The following is a 21,611-nucleotide window of genomic DNA, read 5'->3' as shown; positions in this document are numbered from 1 at the left end:
TGCTCATTTACCGCGCTCATTATTATTTTACGGTATGATTTGCGGGTCCACGACTAAGGAAAAACACTATGAAGCAAATCCGGCTATTGGCTCAGTACTACGTTGATTTAATGGTAAAACTGGGTCTTGTCCGTTTTTCTCTGCTACTGGCTTCGGTGCTGGTGTTGTTGGCACTGGTGGTGCAGATGGCGGTAACACTATTGCTCAGTGGTGAAGTCACCAGTATTGATGTTGTGCGATCCATCTTTTTTGGCCTGGTGATCACTCCCTGGGCGGTTTATTTCCTTTCTGTCGTGGTGGAACAACTGGAAGAGTCGCGTCAGCGGCTTGCCAAGCTGGTAGCCAAGTTGGAGGAAATGCGTCATCGCGACCAGCAACTGAATGAACAATTACAAGATAATATTGTTCAGCTTAATCAGGAAATTGCGGATCGTATCAAAGCCGAAGACGCTCGTCTGCTGATGGTGAGTAAATTGCGCGAGGAGATGTCTCGTCGGGAACAGGCGCAGGTTGAGCTAGAGCAACAATCAGCCTTGCTGCGTTCCTTTCTCGATGCTTCACCAGACCTGGTTTATTATCGTAATGAAAATAAAGAGTTCTCTGGTTGCAACCGTGCGATGGAATTGTTGCTTGGCAAAAGCCAGAAGCAGCTGATTGGTCTGACACCAATCGATGTTTACACGCCAGAAATTGCGGAAAAAGTGATGGAAACCGATGAAAAAGTTTTCCGTCATAATGTTTCCCTGACCTATGAGCAGTGGCTGGTATACCCCGATGGGCGCAAGGCCTGTTTTGAACTACGAAAAGTACCATTTTATGACCGAATGGGAAAACGACATGGGTTGATGGGGTTTGGACGCGATATAACGGAGCGTAAGCGTTACCAGGACGCGTTAGAGAATGCGAGCAGGGAGAAGACCACTTTCATCTCAACAATCAGCCACGAGCTTCGTACGCCGCTTAATGGCATTGTCGGTTTAAGCCGTATTCTGCTCGATACGCATCTGGATACGGAACAGCAGAAATACCTGAAGACCATCCATGTCAGCGCTATCACGCTGGGCAATATTTTTAACGATGTCATTGAAATGGATAAGCAGGAACGCCGCAAGGTTCAACTGGATAATCAGCCGATAGATTTTGAAGGCTTTGTTGTCGACCTGGAGAATCTGGGTGGGTTGCTGGCGCAACCGAAAGGGCTGCGATTAAAAATGGAACTGCATCAACCCTTGCCGAAGAGCGTCATTACGGATGGTACCCGGTTACGTCAAATCCTGTGGAACCTGCTGAGTAATGCTGTGAAGTTTACCCAGCAGGGAAACATTGTGGTGCGAGTGGAGTATGGACCAGGTGATCAGCTGCGCTTTGAGGTTGAAGACTCCGGTATGGGCATTCCCGTCGATGAGTTAGAAAAAATCTTCTCCATGTACTATCAGGTAAAGGATCAGAATGGCGGCAAACCGGCCACCGGAACCGGCATCGGTCTGGCAGTATCGAAGCGTTTGGCGCAGAACATGGGCGGCGACATTCTTGTTACCAGTGAACTGGGCAAAGGTTCTTGTTTCACTTTGACAGTCGTGGCGCCAGCGGTGGAAGGAGAGAGCGCAGATGCCGAAGGTGAGGAAGACATACCATTGCCGGCACTGAATGTCTTACTGGTGGAAGATATTGAGTTGAATGTGGTGGTGGCCCGCTCGGTACTGGAAAAACTGGGCAATAGCGTCGATGTGGCAATGACCGGTCAGGCGGCGCTGGATATGTTTGATCCTGACGAGTTTGACCTGGTGCTGCTGGATATCCAGTTGCCGGATATGACGGGTCTGGATGTGGCTCGTAAGCTGCGTGAGTGTTATGCCCATCGGGATCTGCCGCCGCTGGTTGCGTTGACGGCCAATGTACTCAAGGACAAAAAAGAATATCTGGATGCAGGTATGGACGATGTGCTGAGCAAACCACTTTCCGTGCCGGCACTGACTGCCGTCATCAAACAGTACTGGGATCATCATGAAGGCGACGCCCCTGTCGTGTCGGAAGATATTCCTGAGTCGGTTCAGGAAAACACGTTGGATATCGCCATGCTGGAACAATATCTCGATTTGATTGGTCCGAAACTGATTCATCAAAGTCTGGCGATGTTCGAGCAAATGATGCCGGGCTATCTGGCAATACTGGATTCCAATATGACGGCACGTGATCAGAAAGGTATCGCGGAAGAAGGACACAAAATCAAAGGTGCGGCCGGAACGGTAGGGTTACGGCATTTGCAGCAGGTAGCCCAGCAGATTCAGACCACAACATTGCCGGCTTGGTGGGATAACGTTCAGGAGTGGATTGACGAACTAAAGCATGATTGGCGTCATGATGTTCAAATGCTGAAGGATTGGGTTTCGGAAGCTGAAAAAAAATGACCCCGACCGAAGCCGGGGTGCGCGAATTATGCGCCAACACCAGGGAAACTTGTACACCTGCAATCTGCTCTCAAAGTTGTTAGTTCGCAGGTGTGTGTGGAATTACATCTTCTGGCAACAAACACCATAGCAAATATAGCGCCGTTTGTTACAAGAATCATTAAAATGTGTGATGTAGATTAGTGTTTGTCAATCAAAAAATCAATTAGTTGATGTAATGAAATGAGGTTTATATGATGAAAAAAGTCGGCGTCGTACTTAGTGGGTGTGGAGTTTTTGATGGTTCAGAGATTCACGAAGCTGTCTTGACTCTGCTTGCAATTGATCGGGCTGGTGCTGAAGCTGTTTGCTTCGCTCCAGATAAGGAGCAACTGCATGTAGTGAATCATCTGACCGGGGAAGTAACCAGCGAGAAACGCAATGTTTTAGCGGAGTCCGCACGTATCGCCAGGGGGAAAATCCAGCCTTTGTCTGCGGCGGACGCACGGCAGATTGACGTACTCATTGTTCCTGGTGGGTTTGGTGCTGCAAAAAATTTGAGTGATTTTGCCATCCGTGGTGCAGCGTGCCAAGTTGATGAAGACCTGAAAATACTAACAAATGAAATTTATAAGCAGAACAAACCAATTGGTTTTATTTGCATCGCTCCAGCCATTTTACCAAAACTGCTTAAAACTCCTGTCCGCCTTACCATTGGCAATGATATTGAAACAGCAGAAACCATTGAGGAGATGGGCGGTACCCATGTCGTTTGTCCAGTGAATGATATTGTGGTCGACATTGATAACAAGATTGTGACTACGCCAGCCTATATGTTAGCGAATTCCATTAGTGAAGCTGCTACAGGTATTGAGAAGTTGGTTTCTCGTGTACTGGCTTTGACTGAATGAGGCCGGGGCGTTACCGCACTCGTCTTTTCGTGACGACAAAACGTTGGATTTCCCGGGCGATACTGGTGGTGTTGGGGTTCTGGCTGCTGGAAATATTATTGTTTGCTTTCTTGCCAGTACCTTTTTCGACTGTGATGGTTGATAGACAACTAACGGCTTGGTTTAATGGAAATTTTTCTTATGTGGCCCACTCCGATTGGGTCTCTATGGATGAGATCGCACCGGCGATGCCATTAGCTGTCATTGCGGCAGAGGATCAGAAGTTCCCGTATCATTGGGGGTTTGATTTTGCAGCGATCAATGCGGCTCTCAGACACAATGAACGCTACGAAGGACGTATTCGAGGCGCATCGACCTTGTCACAACAAACAGTGAAAAATCTGATGCTGTGGGATAGCCGTAGTTGGTTTCGCAAAGGTCTGGAGGCCGGGTTAACGGTCGCCATCGAGCTAGTCTGGACCAAACGCCGTATTCTGACGGTATATCTTAATATCGCTGAATTTGGACCAGGAGTGTTTGGCGTCGAGCGTGCGGCCAGATATTATTTCAAGAAGCCAGCCAGCCGTCTGACTGCCAGCGAGGCGGCAATGTTGGCTGCTGTATTACCTAACCCTATTCACTATCATGCCAATGCCCCATCAGTCTATGTCATACGTAGACAGCAATGGATTTTGAGACAGATGCACCAGATTGGCGGAGAGGCATTTCTGAAAACGAATGGATTATAGTAAAAAGAGTATTAATATAAGTAAGTTGTGATAGATGATTTATTCTAAAGGGCGAATATGTACCCGAGTTATTTGCTGCTGTTGGCGCTCTCGTTATGGGGCGGCTTTAGTGTAATAGGAAGCGCAAGTGCTGAAAACAACAGGCATGCTTATGTATTTTTGGATCCAACCCAGCTACAAACAGTTAAACAGCAGCTTAAGCAACAGGTAGCAACACCTCAGACCCGATTGGCCTATCGTCAACTTTTATCGGAAGCGAACAAAGGACTTCAGGCTCCTAACCCCTCGGTTACTCAAAAACTTTCAATACCTCCCAGCGGTTCCCGTCACGATTATATGAGTCTGAGTGCCTATTGGTGGCCTGACCCGGAAAAGGAGGATGGACTCCCCTGGATTCGGCGAGATGGACAGGTCAATCCTGCCAGTAAAAATGAGCAAAGTGATGGTGTTCGGCTGGCGGCTTTCACCGAACATGTTCAGGCGCTGACATTGGCCTGGTATTTTTCGGACAAGCCTGAATACGCCAATAAAGCTATTTCAATGATCCGTACCTGGTTTATTGAACCAGCTACCCGTATGAATCCAAATCTCAATTACGCGCAAGGGATTCCGGGTATTGATTCTGGACGTGGCGCTGGCGTTCTTGATGGCCGTTACTTTTCGACTCGTATCGTTGATTCATTGGTTATGCTGCGTCAGTCTCCGAAATGGACCGCACAGGATGAGCAAAAGATGCACCAGTGGATGAATGAGTATCTCACCTGGCTGCAAACTAGCAGGAATGGTAAGAAAGAGGCTACGGCGAAGAATAATCATGGCAGTTGGTATGCGGTTCAGGTTGCAGGTATTGCCTGGTATCTGAAGCAACCTGCATTGGTAAAAGCGATGGTAGAACTCCAGCGCCAGAAGCTTGAGCACCAGCTTGCGGCGGATGGCTCACAGCCAGAAGAGCTGGCTCGCACTCGCTCTTTTCACTATAGCTATTTTAATCTGCAAGCGGTGACGTCCATGGCTATTCTGGCAGATAAAGTCGGTGAAAATCTCTGGAAATATCGAACAGCAAAGGGGAGTGGACTGATAGCGATGCTGGATTTTATGGCTCCTTATCTGGACGAAAACAAGCTATGGCCGCATAAAACGCTGGACCGCCAAAGCAGTCGGTTGATTCCATTAATGCTGCAGGCAGATGCGGCCCTTGCCCAACCCCGTTACCAACAGCAGATTATTCGTGCAGGATATGCCTCATTACTAACGGGAGCAGAGGACTCTGACACAGGGAAAAGTGCCAGAAACGTCAGTGTTGAAACCAGGCGGAATATTTGGTTGTTATCACCGCCGACCAGAAAACAGCTTGCTGACATCGGCATTCTTGGTAATGAAACGCTACGATGATATTTAACGGTTTGATTCAAAATGGCCCAGTCTTGCTTGTTCAAGAATGGGCCATTTGTGCTTATGCAAGTTTGTCAGCGGTCTGACGGTTTTGCCATAACAGTGGGTCTAATCCAGATAGGTGAAAGCGGTAGTTACATGTTTTACACCACTGACTTTACTGGCGATTTCTGCCGCCGCCGCACCTTCACGACGGGTTACTATTCCGAGCAGGAATACTTCGCTGTTTTCCGTGGTAACTTTGACATCGGATGATTTCACGGTGTCACTAGCCAGTAACTGAGAGCGTATCTTGGTTGTGAGCCAGGTATCCATGGAGGCAGTGCCTAATGATATCGGTTTACCTTTACGGATTTCGTTATAAACTTCCGTAGCCCCTTCCACGCCCATAGCGATCTGTTTCGCCCGATTAGACAGTTCCGTATTTGGAGACTGGCCGGTCAGCAGCACTTTGCCTTGATAGGCAGTAGCCACCACGCGTGCTTCTTTACTTATTTGAGCATCTTTGCTTAATGCATTGGATACGCGCAATTCCAGCGTTCCGTCATCCACCTGGGTTCCTATTGTTCGCGGATCAGTCGCGGATTTTGTTGCAACGGCGCTGCCGACAGCCACAACCCCGAGACAGCCTTGTAGCAGCAGGGCTGCAGATAGCACGGCAATGCAAGAATATATCCTCATGGGTGCTCCTTAGTCGTTTTGGTGTGGAAAAAGCGTGTTATCAATTAAATCGCACAGACAGTTGACTGTCAGCATGTGCATCTCTTGTATACGGGCACTACGGTGGGAAGGGATGCGGATTTCCACGTCTTGTTGACCAAGCAGACCCGCCAACTCGCCGCCATCATAACCGGTTAATGCCACAATGGTCATATCCCTTGTCACTGCTGCTTCGACCGCTTTCACAATATCACGGCTGTTTCCGCGGGTTGAGATTGCCAGCAACACGTCCCCGGTCTGTCCTAATGCGCGAACCTGTTTGGCATAGACTTCCTCGTGTAATCGATCATTGGCAATCGCTGTTAAGACCACATTATCTGCACTAAGTGCAATAGACGGTAAGCTGGGCCGTTCTGTCTCAAAACGATTAATCATACTGGCGGCAAAATGCTGTGCGTTGGCAGCTGACGTACCATTACCACAGCACAGAATTTTGTTACCATTAAGTAATGATTGAACCATGGCGACCGCTGCTCGAGAAATGGCGTCAGGCAGTGCTTCTGCAGCAGCAATCTGAGTTTGAATACTCTCGGTAAAACAGACTTTAATTCTATCCAGCACGTTTGGTTAACCTACTTTTCAGGGTTAGGAATCAGAAAAATTATGTGTGTGCGGCAAACGCATTGGGAATCCAGTCTATCTGATTACCGGTAATTGCCAGCACATCAAAGCGGCAGTCAATAGTATCCAGACTGCCCCCCTGGCGAGATAACCAGACCGCTGCCGCATGAAGTAACCGTCGCTGTTTTTGCCAGGTAACGCTGGCAGCAGCATCACCAAAGTCGGCATTACGCCGGTAACGAACCTCGACAAAGACCAGAGTCTGACGGTCTTGCATGATTAAATCCAGCTCGCCACCACGCAATGTCACATTGGCTGCCACGAAAACCAACCCGGCATGTTCCAGATAACGCCGGGCCTGTTGCTCAAATTGAGTTCCGGTGGCACGCTGGTTCAGGATGCAGGTACCAGCTGTCCCTGACGGAATTGTAGCCAGGTCAATTTGCGGTTAATTACGCAGTCTGGTGTCGCACTGAGTGTACCTGTTGCACCTGCGATCTGATAGCCGGGCAGTTGTCGCATCTGTGTGAAATGGCTGGCTAACGACCAGGCGTCCATTCCCATGGCATAAAGGCGTACCAGAGAATAGTCATTTTTAAACTGATGACTAACCTGCTGCATCAGCGTCGGATTACTACCAGCCAATAGAGGAATTTCACTGAATTGCAATCCCTCCATCTCTAAGCGGAAGTCTGGTCCCAGGTCTGCCTGGTAGCTGCGTGAACTGGCATACAGTGCTGGGCGGTTCTGCGACTGAGTTCGCATGTCGATCATCGGTTTAATCAATGACAATTCGTCTGGTGTGGCAATAATGTAAACCGCATCTACATTTCCGTTCGTTGACACGCTGGCTACTGGTTGCACTTGCGCTGGAATAGTCAACCCCGCCCCGGTGGTTGACGGTAAGCTCTGAGCGGTAGATGTCATAACTGGTTGACCGGTGAGTGTCAAACCGGCTCCCCTGTTCATCGCCTGCTTTAACTCATCAACACCACCAATACGTTGTTGCAGCGCTGTTGTGCCTCCCAACTGCTGCCAGGCATTGGCAAATGCCATCACGACGCGATCACCCAGATTGCCGCGAGGTGCCAGGATTAACGGATGCTGTTTACCCTGACTGTGAATGAACTGCGCTGCATCGCGTGCTTCATCTTCTGGCGACAGCGCGAAATAACAGATGTTCGGACGGTTTTGAATGTGCTCGGGTTGGTTAAGCGCGAGGATATTCAGTGTTGAGTTCATGCCTGGCAACTGGTCCACTTCGTTTTTCAGCAGTGGACCAACAATAAGTGAAGCGCCATCCTGCTGGGCCTGAGCGATGATGTTGGCCAGCGGTTGGGTAGACGTATCGTAAACTTTCACCGTATTGGCCGGCAAAGCCGTTGGTGATGGAGTGGGCGCTGAGGCGGCGCTGTATTCTGCAGATGACGGTGGCGTCGACAGAGTATCATTCTGCGTCTGCGTCTGCGTCTGCGTCTGCGTCTGCGTCTGTGGTGTGGTTGTGGTCTGATCTGGTGTGGTCAATGCTGGTGCCGACGGCGTAGGTACTGCTGGAGTGTTGATGCTGACCTGGCCGCTTCTGGCTGCATTAAAGCCCTGTTGGATGGCATCGGCAAATACCTGTGCCTGTCCGTTTAACGGTAGCAGTAAAGCAATGTTGTTAACCGCGGATGGCTGTAGACTCTGTGCCTGGATTAGTGCGGTTGGCAGGGTCTTGGCCGCTGGGTGGTGTGGATAGCGTTTCTGCCAATACTCAATCGCCGTTTTTAAATCTGCCGGTGATTTTATCGCGCCTTGGTAGGCAGTTAGTAAATCAAGCCAGCCTTGCAAGGTGTTTTCGTCAGCTTTAATGGCTATCGACATCAGGTCCTGAGCACTTAGTTTTGTCAATGCGCTCCAGGTGAGATCGATATTTTTCTGATGGGCATCTCCTTGCAGAAGCGGCTCTTGAGCGATATAGGCACGAATCAGCGTCAGGGATGGATGCCCCTGATTGATGCTGATTTGTACTTGATAATAACGCGCTAATTGCGACTTGGAGAGTGACGCTACATTTAGTTGCCCCAGTGCGGTGTTGGCCACTGCCGCATCGTTCTGAGCTGCGGCGATTTCTGCGGTTAACAGGTGTTGTTCTTGGCGCTGGCTATCACTTAATTGGGTTGGCAGTGCGTTCAACTGGGCACTGGCCTGAGGCAGCTTGCCTTCCTGGAAAAGGGAACGAATAGCAAGTAATTGCCAGGCAGCCTTGTTATTATCACTGCTTTGCTGCATTTGTTGCAGATAATAATCAGATGTCGCCCCGGCTTTACCCTCTACCTGTTGGGTAGACGGACCCTGTGGCACCTGGCTTGGGCAACCTGCGAGAAACAGTACCGCTAACATGACAGGTATTAAACGGCCTGTATGGGTATGAAAATAATTTAAGGGAAGCATACTGTATCCAGTAATGTTTTAGAGATGCTCAATATTAAATCGGCAACCCGGATGAAACAATGAATCAAGACCAACAAGCAGAGATTTCTGTCTCCACCCTGTACATTGTGCCGACACCCATTGGTAATCTTGGCGATATTACCCAACGGGCACTGGCCGTATTGAAACATGTCGATCTTATTGCGGCAGAGGATACCCGGCATACTGGTTTATTGTTACAACATTTCGCAATTAATGCGCGACTGTTCGCACTGCATGACCATAATGAACAGCAGAAAACAGAACAATTGCTAACCCGCTTACAGGGTGGGATGAGCATCGCGTTGGTATCGGATGCCGGAACGCCTCTGATTAACGATCCTGGTTATCACCTGGTCAGACGTTGCCGTGAAGCCGGGATCCGTATCGTGCCCTTGCCTGGCCCCTGCGCGGCTATCACTGCGCTTTCTGCGGCTGGTATCGCATCGAATCGTTTCTGTTATGAAGGTTTTTTGCCTGCCAAAACCAAAGCGCGTAAAGACATATTACGTGAGTTGCAGGAAGAACCGAGAACGCTGATTTTTTACGAATCGACACATCGTTTGTTGGAGAGTTTGCAGGATATCTGTGAGGTATTGGGGCCACAGCGTTATATCGTGTTGGCGCGTGAACTGACCAAAACCTGGGAGTCAATCCATGGTGCGCCGGTAGGTGAGTTGTTGCACTGGGTACTGGAAGATGAAAACCGGCGTAAAGGTGAGATGGTGCTGATTGTTGAGGGCCATCAGCCGGATGAAGATGCGTTGCCAGCTGAAGCGTTAAGGACGATGGCGTTGCTGCGGGAAGCGCTTCCTTTGAAAAAGGCGGCGGCGTTGGCGGCGGAAATTCACAGTGTGAAGAAAAATGCCTTGTACCGGTATGCTTTGGAACAAGATGGAAAAAGCGAATAAACAAGGATGACAATAGCGTCAATATGCCCTATCATCCGCGCCGGAGTTGACCAGACAGTCGCCGCTTCATTGCCGTCCCTTTCGGGGGAGACAGATGGAGGGGAGGAAAGTCCGGGCTCCATAGGGCAGGGTGCCAGGTAACGCCTGGGAGACGAAAGTCTACGACCAGTGCAACAGAGAGTAAACCGCCGATGGCCCGTGCAAGCGGGATCAGGTAAGGGTGAAAGGGTGCGGTAAGAGCGCACCGCGCGACTGGTAACAGTTCGTGGCACGGTAAACTCCACCCGGAGCAAGGCCAAATAGGGGTTCACATGGTACGGCCCGTACTGAACCCGGGTAGGCTGCTTGAGCCAGTACGCGAGTGCTGGCCTAGATGAATGGCTGTCCACGACAGAACCCGGCTTACCGGTCAACTCCACCATCTTTTAAAGCGGCACGTAGTAATAGACTATGTGCCGCTTTTTTTATGTGGAAACAATGCAATGACTGCCACCTCTTAAAGTGCCAACCTTCATTTTTCATAATTGATAACAAGTTACTGTCAAATTTATTGACTGTCTTTATCACGTTTATCTGACAGCATTTTGAAAAACATATGCGTAAAGTAGTGTCCATATCGTTACCAATGTTAATTAAGGATACGCTTATGAGCACTTCCCGGATGCCCGCACTGTTCCTCGGACATGGTAGTCCGATGAACGTGCTGGAAGACAATGACTATACCCGTGTCTGGAGCCGGCTGGGAGAAACACTACCACGGCCAAAGGCGATTCTGGCAATATCCGCACACTGGTATACCCGTGGTACAGCTGTCACCGCGATGGAAAAGCCACGTACTATCCATGATTTTGGCGGTTTTCCACAGGCGCTATTCGATACTCAATATCCTGCTCCTGGTGCACCAGAATTGGCTTATAAAATCCAACAATTGTTGGCACCGATTGCGGTATCCGCCGATCACGGTGACTGGGGGTTGGATCATGGGGCCTGGGGCGTATTGATAAAAATGTACCCCGACGCGAATATCCCGGTTGTACAACTGAGTGTGGATGGATCGCAGACGGCAGAGTATCATTATGAATTGGGCCGCAAGCTGGCTACGCTGCGAGATCAAGGCGTTATGATCGTTGCCAGTGGCAATGTTGTACATAATTTGCGAATGGTGAAGTGGCAGGGAGATATGGCTCCTTATTCCTGGGCGGTGGCATTTAATGATTTTGTGCGTGAAAACCTGACTTATCGAGGCAAACAGCATCCATTGGTGAATTTTACACAGCATGAGGATGCGGCGTTTTCCAACCCGACGCCGGAACATTTCCTGCCATTGCTATATGTGCTGGGAAGCTGGGATGGTGAAGAGCCGATTTCAGTGCTGGTGGATGGTATTGAGATGGGATCGCTAAGCATGTTATCGGCGCAGATCGGCTAGCTATACAAACAAAAGACACCTGAATCGGTGTCTTTTGTTCAGTCCAGAATGATATGTGGGTAAAACCGTGACAGGTCCTGAGTGATCAGTTCACGATCTTCACGTAAACCGATGCCGCAAGGGATATCATCCACCAGCCAACTGCCGATGAGTGTATAGCTGTCATTGAATTTGGGCAGTGGATGATATTGTTGCACAATCTTGCCCTCTTCACCGTAGGGGCCATCCACTGACGCAATCTGTTGACCATTCTGGATGATCTGTATATTTGCTCCTTCACGGGAAAACAACGGTTTAATGACATAGTTTTCCATTGCCGGGTGATTGTCCTGTGCAAGGTAGGCAGGCAGCAGATTAGGATGATTGGGGAACATTTCCCATAGTAGTGGTAATAGCGCTTTGTTGGATATGATGCTTTTCCAACCGGGCTCCAGCCAGCGTACTCCGGCATCTGCCAGCTTGGTGGAAAAGGTTTCACGCAACATAAACTCCCATGGATATAGCTTGAAGAGATTGCTGATGACGTGATCCTGTAGGTCAGTAAATTGCCCTTTTTCACCCAGACCTATCTCTTCAACAAACAGGAAGTCATTAGCCAGTCCGGCTTCTAATGCACAGTCCTGTAGATATTGTACCGTTCCCCGATCCTCTTGCGAGTCTTGACAACAAGTAAAATGCAATAGGTTAAAACCATGATTGATATGCAAATGTTCAAACCGCGCAATCAGTTTTTCCTGAATACTGTTGTACTGATCGGCACTCTTCGGCAGTTTCCCCGCATTAATCTGATCCTCAAGCCAAATCCATTGGAAGAATGCAGATTCATATAACGACGTTGGCGTGTCGGCATTATTTTCCAATAATTTTGCCGGGCTTTTCCCGTCGTAAGCCAGATCAAGACGCGAGTAGAGCGACGGTTGATGAGTCAACCATGAGTGTCGTACAAACTCCCAAGTATGTTTGGGAATGTGGAATTTGGTCAGCAGTTCCTCACTGTTCACCACTTTATCGACCAGTTGAAGGCACATTTGGTGCAGTTCGGCCGTGGTATCCTCCAACTCTTCGATCTGGGGCAGTGTAAACTGGTAATAGGCATCTTCACACCAGTAAGGTTCACCGTACATGGTGTGAAACTGGAAGCCGAATTCCGCTGCTTTTTCGCGCCAGTCAGGCCGTTCTGTGATGGCAATCCGTTTCATGTTTATGAACCTCAGCCACCCATAGAGCGGTACATTTTAGTGCCGCTGCTAGTGCGTCGCAGCGTGTTTTGTTTGGTAATCCGTTCGCCGAATCCGCCACGGGTGATGGTTGTGGTGGTAGGGGGTTTAGGGGCTAGTGCGGTTTTAGGTACCGTTATTGTTCTGCCGGTTGTTGCTTTACCGTAATCTTTACCGGAAGCGTCAAAAAATTTGCCATTGGCGGGGCTGTTCGGTGCCCTGGATGTAAACAAAGGTTGTTGCGCGTAACTCCCTCCGCCCATTAATCGACCCATCATATAACCTGCCATTAGCGGCATCCAGAAACTACCGCTTTGTTGCGGCTGTGCTGCCATTCCGGCCTGGGCAGGAACCTGGGTACACTGCGCTTCGCCAAATTCAGCGACACAATCTTCTCTTGTAGCATATTTGGGCGCGGTTTTTTCTGCTTCTTTCAGCGCGTTGTTATAAGACGCCAAACACTGTTCTTTCATCGATGGATTAGCACGCGTACAGTCGTCGGCATTTTGGTACAACGAGACGGTTTCGTCAGCTTTTTCACATCCGGCCAGCAGAAAAACCGAACTCACCGCCAGGGCGATTGGTGCTATATGATAGTTCCGCCACTCTTTGCGAAAGTGGTCGTGACTGATATTTTGTGTTCTTTTCATTATGTTGTCCCAGAGAAAGGGCTCCTTGCCCAACATTAATCTAATGATTGTAAGCAGTTGTAAGAATAAGGGAACACCAAAAGGATTTAAAGTAATGTGCACTGTCCCGAAAGGCTCTTTACGCAGCTATACAATTAGTTGAGGACAAGATCGGGAAACAGAATTGTGAAGAAATGGTGGGGAGTCAGTGTTGCTCCCCACTACTATACCCGTCATCTTTCAAGTTGCAGGTGTGTTGGCTGCGGTTAGTTTACCCGAATCACTTACCTGAATAAGCTCATCGGGACTCTCTCTTGCCGCCTTCCTGCATCTTGAAATCTATTGGGTATAAACATTACGGGCGGGATTTACTGGCTGCTGTCGGTGAAATGGCAACAATGGGCTTATTATCAACGAATACTGGTGTTGTGGACACCGGTTTCCCCAGTGTCGCGTTTAGTATTCGCAGATCGTTTTCGTTCAGGGTCCCTAACGCGTCTTTAATATTCAGTTGGTTAATCAAATAATTATAACGCGCGCTGGATAACTGCTGTTTGGCATTATACAACGTGGTCGTGGCATCCAATACATCGACAATGGTACGCGTCCCTACCTGATAACCAGCTTCCATCGCATCTAGTGAACTTTGAGCAGAAATCACAGACTGCTTGTAGGCATTGATACTGCTGATGGACGCAGAAACGTTGTTATAGGAAGAGCGTACTGTCTGAATAACAGTGCGATGAGAACTTTCCAGATCTTCACTGCTGGCTACATAGTTATCCTGGGCCTGCTTAACTTGAGAACTGGTCGATCCACCACTGTATAACGGCAGATTGAAGCTCAAGCCTATTTGGTTCTGACCTATATTGTTATCGACATAACTGCTGCCTGTGGCCCTGGAACCAGAATATTTAGTATTGCTCAATCCGGTAGATGCAGTCAGATCAAGTGTTGGTAAATGGCCACTTTCCGCGTAGCGAATCTGTTCGCGGGAAAGATCCTGATTGAGACGGGCAGAGAGCAAGGTAAGGTTGTGATTCTCAGCTTTTTTCAACAGAACATTAATCGGTTCAGGCTTCTGAGTACTAAAATTGCTGATATTCAGACCAGATAATTGTGGATAAAAATTGCCAGTAATTTGACGCAGACTTTCAAGCGCATTATCCAATGTATTACGTGCGGAAACTTCACTTGCCAGCACGCTGTCATATTGCGCCCGAGCATTCTGAACGTCGGTAATGGCAACCAATCCCACATTGAAACGTTGCGTGGTCTGATCCAGTTCACGATAAATGGACTGTTTTTGCGCATTATAGTAAGACAACGAGTCAATGGCGCTCAGCACGTTAAAATAGGCCGTCGCGGTATTGAGAAGCAGAGTCTGCTGGGCAGTTTGATAAGTTACATCTGAGATACCAGCCTGCTTTTCCTGTAGGGTTAATGCCCGCCATTTTGACATATCAAACAGTGTTTGAGTTAACTGCAATGAAGCACTCTTCACATTACTGTTAACGTCATTACGATCACGGAAACCGTTGGTGTAAGTATAATCCGCACCTAAGCCCAACTGAGGTAGCAATGAAGAACGCGCTTCATTGATTTTCTCAAAGGCGGAATCACGGGTCGCCGCTGAACTGCGCAAGTCAGGGTTGGTTTCTCTAGCTTGCTGGTAAACTTGTAATAAATCTTCCGCCTGGCTTACAACGCTAAAGCCGCTTAGGCTCAGACCGATAAGAAGAGAGAGCAATTTCTTCATTTGCATTCCTTGTTGTGCCGCAAAGTTGCTATGGTAGCGCCATCTAGAGACGATTAGTGGCGAATTCTATCAGAATCAACCAATAGGATTAGGTAGCCGAATGTGCCATCGTATTCCAGTGCTATTTCAGAATGGCGATGGTATTTTGCCATTCTGACAGCTCATGACATGTTGGGCGCACTTCCGTGCCGTATATCATCCGTGTACGTTCCGGGGTTTACACGTTATTCACATGCAGACTGCCTATAATCATTATGCCTGCAAAATGGACGACTAAGTTCACGTCAATATCATACAGACACAGTGAGTATCATCCATCATTTCTTATCACTCAAGACTGGCTTCACAGCTATTTGTTAACGGGAGTTGAATTATGGCGTCCTCAGACAGGAATCTGGCGACTTTTAACAAAGACGATGTAGAAATTATCGCACGTGAAACGCTCTATAAGGGGTTTTTCTCGTTAGAACACTATCGCTTCCGCCATCGCATGTTCAATGGGGAAATGAGTGGTGAAGTGAGTCGTGAAATTTTCGAGCGTGGCAACGCTGTTGTTTTGCTGCCTTATGATCCGGTGCGTGATGAGGTCGTTCTGATTGAACAGATCCGTATAGCCGCCTACGATACCAGCCCTTCCCCGTGGTTGTTTGAACTGGTTGCTGGCATGATTGAACCTGGCGAAAGCATGGAAGATGTAGCACGACGTGAAACACGGGAAGAAGCCGGTTTGGTGGTGGGGCGATGTAACCCAGTGTTAAGTTATTTATCCAGCCCTGGCGGTACCAGCGAACGTCTGGATATTATGGTGGGGGAAGTGGATAGCCGTACTGCGGACGGGATCCATGGGCTGGCGGAAGAACATGAGGACATTCGCGTCCATGTGGTGAGCCGTGAGCAGAGTTACCAATGGGTAGAAGAAGGGATTATTGATAACGCAGCTTCTGTCATTGCCTTGCAATGGTTGGCGTTGCACCATGAAAAACTGAGAAACGAGTGGGCGGACTGAATTTATGAGGCGTTATACCCCGGATTTCCCGGAAATGATGCGGCTGTGTGATACCAATTTTGCACAATTACGCCGTTTGTTGCCCCGTAATGACGAGGTCGGCGAAAGGGTGGTTTATCACATCCATAATGCCAGCTATCGTTTAACTATTCTTGAGTCTACACGCTACACTTCGCTGGTGAAAATTCAGCAAATTGCCCCGGCGGTAAGTTACTGGAGCCTGCCAACACTCGTGGTTCGGCTATACCATGATGCGATGGTTGCGGAAGTGTGTGCCAGTCAGCAGATCTTCCGCTTTAAAGCACGTTATGATTATCCGAACAAGAAGTTACATCAACGTGACGAAAAGCATCAAATTAATCAGTTCCTTGCTGATTGGCTAAAATATTGTTTGGCGTATGGTTCGATGTCGGTTCCGGTTTGTTAGACAGATTTCAGAGACAAAGGACATTATTTGGAAAGCCTGTTAACACTTCCTGTGGCGCGTGGGGCCAAAGTCAGGATTTTACAAATAACAGATACCCACTTGTTTCTCCGCGAGAAAGAAACATTGCTTGGCGTTAATACTTACCGCAGCTACCGCGCGGTGCTGGATGCTATTGAGGCACAGGGATATGAATTTGATCTGATTACGGCGACTGGTGATTTGGCGCAGGATCATTCACTGGAAGCGTATCAGCATTTTGCCTGTGGTATACGCCGTTTTGCTGTTCCCTGTGTGTGGTTACCGGGCAATCACGATTTTCAGCCTGCCATGGTGGATGCGCTGGCTGACGCGGGTATTGCACCGTCCAAACACGTCTTACTTGGCGATGACTGGCAGGTGATTCTGCTGGATAGCCAGGTGTTTGGCGTACCTTATGGTGAATTGAGCGACTACCAGATCGAATGGCTGGAGCGTTGTCTTGCTGCCGCCCCACATCGTTTTACTCTGCTGATGTTACATCATCATCCGCTACCTTCTGGTTGCTCATGGTTGGATCAGCACAGTCTGCGTAATGCTCATAGTTTGAATGCTGTGCTAGTGCGCTATCCACGGGTTAATACCGTATTATGTGGACATATCCATCAAGAGCTGGATCTCGACTGGAATGGTCGACGTCTGCTGGCAACGCCGTCTACCTGTGTGCAGTTCAAACCGCATTGCACCAGCTTTACCATTGACAATGTGTCCCCTGGCTGGCGTTATCTTGAGTTATTCCCGGATGGACGGATGGAAACCCAAGTGTTCCGCCTGGAAGGTGATGAATTCCGGCCTGATATGGATTCGGATGGTTACTGATGCCTACCTTGCTTTATCTTCACGGTTTTAACAGTTCTCCCCTCTCGGCTAAAGCCACAGCATTCAAGGCGTGGCTTGCGCAGCAGCATCCTGAAATCGAGATGCTGGTACCTCAATTACCGCCGTATTCAGCAGATGCTGCCGAAATGATGGAGAACCTGGTGATGGAGCGGGCCGGTCGCCCGCTTGGCATTGTTGGTTCCTCGTTGGGTGGGTATTATGCTACCTGGCTTTCCCAGTGTTTTATGTTACCGGCGGTGGTGGTTAATCCGGCGGTGAGACCGTTTGAACTACTGCTCGGTCATCTGGGTGAACAGCGGAACCCCTACACCGGAGAGCAATATGTGCTAGAGTCTCGGCACATTTATGATCTCAAGGTCATGCAAGTGGAACCGCTGGAGTCTCCGGATTTATTGTGGTGTCTGCTACAGAGTGGCGATGAGGTGTTAGATTACCGGCAGGCAGTGGCCTATTACACCGCATGTCGTCAGACAGTAGAATCGGGGGGCAACCACGCCTTTATGGGGTTTGAGCATTTTTTTGCACCCATTATCGATTTTCTGGGGCTAACGACTAATTGACCATCATGGCGTAGACTGCGGTGATAGTGTCAGAGTAAAAACGAAAATTTGCCTGTCATCCATGTGTAAGTTACACGCCGTCATTACATTTCAAACAACGACTTAACTCATTCAAATCATGACTCAATCAAGTTATAACGCTGATGCGATTGAAGTACTCAGTGGACTGGAGCCGGTTCGCCGTCGCCCGGGAATGTACACGGATACCACGCGTCCCAACCATATGGGACAAGAGGTTATTGATAATAGTGTCGATGAAGCATTGGCAGGATATGCCCATCGTATTGATGTCATTCTGCACCCCGATCAATCACTGGAGGTGATTGATGACGGTCGCGGCATGCCGGTGGATATCCACCCTGAAGAGGGTGTTCCGGCTATTGAACTTATCATGTGTCGTCTGCATGCCGGCGGCAAATTCTCCAATAAAAACTATCAGTTTTCCGGTGGCCTGCATGGGGTCGGGATTTCAGTCGTCAATGCATTGTCTCTCCGGGTTGAAGTCTCAGTACGCCGGAATGGACAAGTCTATGACATTGCATTTGAAAACGGCGACAAAGTACAGGACCTGACAGTGTCGGGTACTTGTGGTCGTCGCAACACAGGTACTCGGCTGCGTTTCTGGCCGGATGAAAAATTCTTTGATAGCCCGCGCTTTTCAATATCACGTCTGACGCATCTGCTGAAAGCCAAAGCCGTATTGTGCCCCGGTGTGGAAATGGTCTTCAAGGATCTGATTAACAATACCGAGCAACGCTGGTGTTATCAGGATGGCTTGAACGACTACCTGTGCGAAGCGGTTAACGGCCTGCCCACGCTACCGGAAAAACCGTTCACTGGTTCCATTCTCGGTGATACCGAAGCGGTGGAATGGGCGCTGCTCTGGCTACCGGAAGGTGGCGAGCTGTTGACTGAAAGTTATGTCAACCTGATTCCGACCATGCAAGGTGGTACGCATGTTAACGGTCTGCGTCAAGGGCTGCTGGATGCGATGCGGGAGTTTTGTGAATTCCGTAATATTCTGCCACGCGGGGTAAAACTCAGCGCAGAAGACCTATGGGATCGCTGTGCCTATGTGCTGTCGGTAAAAATGCAGGACCCCCAGTTTGCCGGACAGACCAAAGAACGCCTCTCTTCCCGTCAATGCGCCGCATTTGTATCCGGCGTGGTGAAAGATGCCTTCAGTTTGTGGCTGAACCAGAACGTCCAGGAAGCGGAACAACTGGCTGAACTGGCGATCTCCAGTGCCCAGCGGCGTATGCGTGCCGCCAAGAAAGTGGTTCGCAAGAAACTCACCAGTGGTCCGGCATTACCCGGTAAGTTGGCGGATTGCACCTCACAGGATCTGAATCGCACTGAATTGTTTCTGGTGGAAGGGGATTCTGCTGGCGGCTCCGCTAAACAGGCACGTGAGCGTGAGTTTCAGGCTATCATGCCGTTGAAGGGAAAAATCCTCAATACCTGGGAAGTGTCCTCGGATGAAGTGCTGGCATCACAGGAAGTACATGATATTTCGGTAGCAATAGGTATCGATCCAGACAGTGACGACCTGAGTCAGCTCCGTTACGGCAAGATTTGTATTCTGGCAGATGCGGACTCTGATGGGCTGCACATCGCCACGTTGTTGTGCGCACTGTTTGTCCGCCATTTCCGCGCTTTGGTTCAGGGTGGCCATGTCTATGTGGCGATGCCGCCGTTGTATCGTATTGATCTGGGTAAAGAAGTTTATTACGCGCTGGATGAAGAAGAAAAAGCGGGCATTCTGGAACAACTGAAGCGTAAAAAAGGCAAACCAAACGTACAGCGGTTCAAAGGGTTGGGGGAAATGAATCCTCTACAGTTGCGTGAAACGACACTCGCTCCTAATACCCGGCGTCTGGTGCAGCTCACGATTGACGCAGGTGATATAGAACAAACCCTGGCGATGATGGATATGTTGCTGGCGAAAAAACGCTCTGAAGATCGCCGTAACTGGTTGCAGGAGAAAGGCGATAAGGTCGACATCGAGGTGTAACCCTACGATGAAAATCACGCTGGAAGAGATGCAGGCTTTTGTCGTGGTGGTGGATAGTGGTTCCATCACGGCGGCGGCTGAACAGTTAGGGCAAACGACGTCCGGCATCAGCCGTGCCTTGAGCCGTCTGGAACACAAACTGGATATCACATTGATCCACCGTACCACCCGGCGGCTTTCTCTGTCTGAAGAGGGGCAATTGTTTTTACAGCAGGCCCGTGATGTTATCCAGGCGGTAGAATATGCCGAAGAACAAATGGCACTGCGTCGTGAACAACCCAGTGGGCGGCTGCGAATTAATGCGGCCGCCTCGTTTATGCAGCATGTCATTGTGCCGTTGATCCCCGAGTTTCGTCGCCGTTACCCCCAAATTGTGCTGGAACTGAATACCGATGATGTGATTATCGATCTGCTGGAACAGCACACCGATATCGCTATTCGCATTGGTACGCTGCGAGACTCCAGCATTCATGCGCGTGCGTTGGGAGCCAGTCGGTTGCGAGTGCTGGCAAGCCCTGAATATCTGCGTCGCTGTGGCGTGCCAATGAGTGTGGATGCGTTGGCTAGCCATACTCTGTTGGGGTTTACACAAATCGAATCGCTCAATCACTGGCCGTTACGTAGCGCTTCTGGTGATGTTTACCCGATCAGACCTGCACTGGCTGCGTCCAGTGGTGAGATGCTGCGCCTGCTGGCGCTGCGTGGCGAAGGTATCGTGCGACTCTCGGATTTTATGACGCGGGAGGATGTCGCTGCGGGACATCTGGTCCAGATCCTTGAGGATGAAACGGTGGATATGCGTTTGCCGGTGAATGCGGTGTATTACCGTAATACCCAGTTGGCGGTGCGGATCGCCTGCTTTCTGGATTTCCTCAGTGAAAAAATCGCGCAACACCCACTATAGACACAGGGCAGGGTTGCGCGCGGGGCGTTAGGCCAGAATCTGTCCGAGATGTTGACGGTAACGGATGATATCGCCAGCAACATCAGGCTGTTTCATCACATCATTACAGATAAAGGTGGGCAGTGGTGACATGCCGATGAACTGATTGGCTTTATGGAACGGTAAGTAAACGCCGTCAACCCCTACACCGTGAAAGAACTGATCTGGGTCGGTAAACGCTTCCAACGGGGCATTCCAGGTCAGGGAAAGCATATAGTGTTTCCCCTGTAACAAACCGCCAGAACCGTACTTTTTGCCATCGTCGGAGCGGGTTCGTCCATCGCTGGCGTAGAGTGAACCGTGGCCTGCCGTGAAGACTTCATCAATATATTTTTTCAGGATCCAGGGCTCGCCCATCCACCAGGCTGGCATCTGATAAATCACCGCATTAGCCCACAGGTAATTCTGAACTTCCTGTTGAATATCGTAGCCGTTATCGACGGTTGTGATCCGAACGTTATGACCACTGTCGCGCAGGAACGTCGCCGCAGTATCGGTCAGGGTATTATTGAGTGCGCCTTTGGAGTGGGCAAACGCTTTGCCCGCGTTAATCAATAGAATGTTATGCATGACAGATTATCTCGCCGGTAGTCATGATGATATTGAAGATGGGTGTAGTCTACTCAGCATGACAGGTGAGAAAAATGTGCGATTGCGCACAACACTGTTGACTAAATAACAATAATGCGA

20 protein-coding genes and 1 other RNA gene are annotated in these 21,611 nt (G+C 49.3%); 13 read left to right on the top strand and 8 right to left on the bottom strand.

What is annotated here, in order from left to right; genetic code table 11:
* Nucleotides 1-68 precede the first annotated feature (68 nt).
* From arcB to RS889_RS21215, 4 genes are all read left to right on the top strand, one after another.
* Nucleotides 69-2,408: an aerobic respiration two-component sensor histidine kinase ArcB gene (gene arcB / locus RS889_RS21230; protein WP_315708635.1), complete on the top strand. Its 2,340-nt coding sequence runs from the start codon at nt 69-71 to the stop codon at nt 2,406-2,408.
* 236 nt (nt 2,409-2,644) lie between these two features.
* Nucleotides 2,645-3,298 carry an isoprenoid biosynthesis glyoxalase ElbB gene (gene elbB, locus RS889_RS21225; RefSeq protein WP_315711150.1) on the top strand — a complete coding sequence of 218 codons (654 nt, stop codon included), beginning with the start codon at nt 2,645-2,647 and terminating at the stop codon, nt 3,296-3,298.
* Nucleotides 3,295-4,026, top strand: coding sequence for a monofunctional biosynthetic peptidoglycan transglycosylase (mtgA, locus tag RS889_RS21220; protein ID WP_315708634.1), 732 nt, complete (start codon nt 3,295-3,297; stop codon nt 4,024-4,026). The genes elbB and mtgA overlap by 4 nt, the downstream gene beginning before the upstream one ends.
* Before the next feature lie 57 nt (nt 4,027-4,083).
* Nucleotides 4,084-5,418 (top strand): alginate lyase family protein, encoded by a 1,335-nt coding sequence (locus tag RS889_RS21215; RefSeq protein WP_315708633.1) that lies wholly within the window; start codon nt 4,084-4,086, stop codon nt 5,416-5,418.
* A gap of 108 nt (nt 5,419-5,526) precedes the next feature.
* Here the strand turns inward: RS889_RS21215 and dolP are convergent, their stop codons facing one another.
* From dolP to RS889_RS21195, 4 genes are read right to left on the bottom strand one after another with little or no spacing between them, the layout of a single operon-like run.
* Nucleotides 5,527-6,099: a division/outer membrane stress-associated lipid-binding lipoprotein gene (gene dolP, locus RS889_RS21210; protein ID WP_021014182.1), complete on the bottom strand. Its 573-nt coding sequence runs from the start codon at nt 6,097-6,099 to the stop codon at nt 5,527-5,529.
* 9 nt (nt 6,100-6,108) lie between these two features.
* On the bottom strand, nt 6,109-6,699 hold the full coding sequence (diaA, locus tag RS889_RS21205; RefSeq protein ID WP_315708632.1) for a DnaA initiator-associating protein DiaA: 591 nt from the start codon (nt 6,697-6,699) through the stop codon (nt 6,109-6,111).
* Nucleotides 6,700-6,739: 40 nt separating this feature from the next.
* Nucleotides 6,740-7,096 carry a YraN family protein gene (locus RS889_RS21200; protein WP_315711148.1) on the bottom strand — a complete coding sequence of 119 codons (357 nt, stop codon included), beginning with the start codon at nt 7,094-7,096 and terminating at the stop codon, nt 6,740-6,742.
* Nucleotides 7,093-9,132 carry a penicillin-binding protein activator gene (locus tag RS889_RS21195; protein WP_315708631.1) on the bottom strand — a complete coding sequence of 680 codons (2,040 nt, stop codon included), beginning with the start codon at nt 9,130-9,132 and terminating at the stop codon, nt 7,093-7,095. Before RS889_RS21195 ends, RS889_RS21200 begins: the two co-directional genes overlap by 4 nt.
* Before the next feature lie 59 nt (nt 9,133-9,191).
* Between RS889_RS21195 and rsmI the strand changes: the two genes are divergently transcribed.
* The 3 genes from rsmI to ygiD all read left to right on the top strand — a co-directional run bounded on the left by rsmI (nt 9,192) and on the right by ygiD (nt 11,490).
* Nucleotides 9,192-10,061, top strand: coding sequence for a 16S rRNA (cytidine(1402)-2'-O)-methyltransferase (gene rsmI, locus RS889_RS21190; RefSeq protein WP_315708630.1), 870 nt, complete (start codon nt 9,192-9,194; stop codon nt 10,059-10,061).
* Between the two features lie 42 nt (nt 10,062-10,103).
* Nucleotides 10,104-10,482: RNase P RNA component class A (rnpB, locus tag RS889_RS21185), an RNA gene on the top strand.
* 225 nt (nt 10,483-10,707) lie between these two features.
* Nucleotides 10,708-11,490 (top strand): 4,5-DOPA-extradiol-dioxygenase, encoded by a 783-nt coding sequence (gene ygiD, locus RS889_RS21180; protein WP_315708629.1) that lies wholly within the window; start codon nt 10,708-10,710, stop codon nt 11,488-11,490.
* A 38-nt stretch (nt 11,491-11,528) separates the two neighbouring features.
* Here the strand turns inward: ygiD and RS889_RS21175 are convergent, their stop codons facing one another.
* The 3 genes from RS889_RS21175 to tolC form a co-directional block, all read right to left on the bottom strand.
* Nucleotides 11,529-12,689 (bottom strand): glutathionylspermidine synthase family protein, encoded by a 1,161-nt coding sequence (locus RS889_RS21175; RefSeq protein WP_315708628.1) that lies wholly within the window; start codon nt 12,687-12,689, stop codon nt 11,529-11,531.
* Nucleotides 12,690-12,700: 11 nt separating this feature from the next.
* Entirely contained in the window at nt 12,701-13,357 is a 657-nt protein-coding gene (locus RS889_RS21170) for a DUF1190 family protein (protein WP_315708627.1), read from the bottom strand.
* Between the two features lie 334 nt (nt 13,358-13,691).
* Nucleotides 13,692-15,095, bottom strand: a complete 1,404-nt coding sequence (gene tolC, locus RS889_RS21165; protein ID WP_315708626.1) for an outer membrane channel protein TolC — start codon at nt 15,093-15,095, stop codon at nt 13,692-13,694.
* Nucleotides 15,096-15,468: 373 nt separating this feature from the next.
* On the opposite strand from tolC, the gene nudF reads away from it, so the two are divergent.
* The 6 genes from nudF (at nt 15,469) to RS889_RS21135 (ending at nt 20,882) form a co-directional block, all read left to right on the top strand.
* Nucleotides 15,469-16,101: an ADP-ribose diphosphatase gene (gene nudF / locus RS889_RS21160; protein WP_315708625.1), complete on the top strand. Its 633-nt coding sequence runs from the start codon at nt 15,469-15,471 to the stop codon at nt 16,099-16,101.
* A gap of 4 nt (nt 16,102-16,105) precedes the next feature.
* Nucleotides 16,106-16,528, top strand: coding sequence for a DUF1249 family protein (locus RS889_RS21155; RefSeq protein WP_021014193.1), 423 nt, complete (start codon nt 16,106-16,108; stop codon nt 16,526-16,528).
* Between the two features lie 27 nt (nt 16,529-16,555).
* The gene (gene cpdA / locus RS889_RS21150; protein ID WP_315708624.1) at nt 16,556-17,383 is read left to right on the top strand and encodes a 3',5'-cyclic-AMP phosphodiesterase; all 828 of its coding nucleotides are present in this window, start codon (nt 16,556-16,558) and stop codon (nt 17,381-17,383) included.
* Complete coding sequence (gene yqiA, locus RS889_RS21145; RefSeq protein ID WP_021014195.1) at nt 17,383-17,964, top strand: esterase YqiA; 582 nt, start codon at nt 17,383-17,385, stop codon at nt 17,962-17,964. Before cpdA ends, yqiA begins: the two co-directional genes overlap by 1 nt.
* 118 nt (nt 17,965-18,082) lie before the next feature.
* Entirely contained in the window at nt 18,083-19,978 is a 1,896-nt protein-coding gene (parE, locus tag RS889_RS21140) for a DNA topoisomerase IV subunit B (protein WP_315708623.1), read from the top strand.
* Nucleotides 19,979-19,985: 7 nt separating this feature from the next.
* Complete coding sequence (locus tag RS889_RS21135; protein ID WP_315708622.1) at nt 19,986-20,882, top strand: LysR substrate-binding domain-containing protein; 897 nt, start codon at nt 19,986-19,988, stop codon at nt 20,880-20,882.
* A gap of 27 nt (nt 20,883-20,909) precedes the next feature.
* Here RS889_RS21135 and RS889_RS21130 read toward each other — a convergent pair whose 3' ends face one another.
* Nucleotides 20,910-21,491: an NAD(P)H-dependent oxidoreductase gene (locus tag RS889_RS21130; protein ID WP_021014198.1), complete on the bottom strand. Its 582-nt coding sequence runs from the start codon at nt 21,489-21,491 to the stop codon at nt 20,910-20,912.
* Between the last annotated feature and the right edge of the window lie 120 nt (nt 21,492-21,611).

Source organism: Brenneria uluponensis (assembly GCF_032395385.1).
GTDB lineage: Bacteria > Pseudomonadota > Gammaproteobacteria > Enterobacterales > Enterobacteriaceae > Prodigiosinella > Prodigiosinella aquatilis.
Note: the sequence above shows the minus strand (reverse complement) of the source record. Positions and strands in the feature narration are given on the sequence as shown.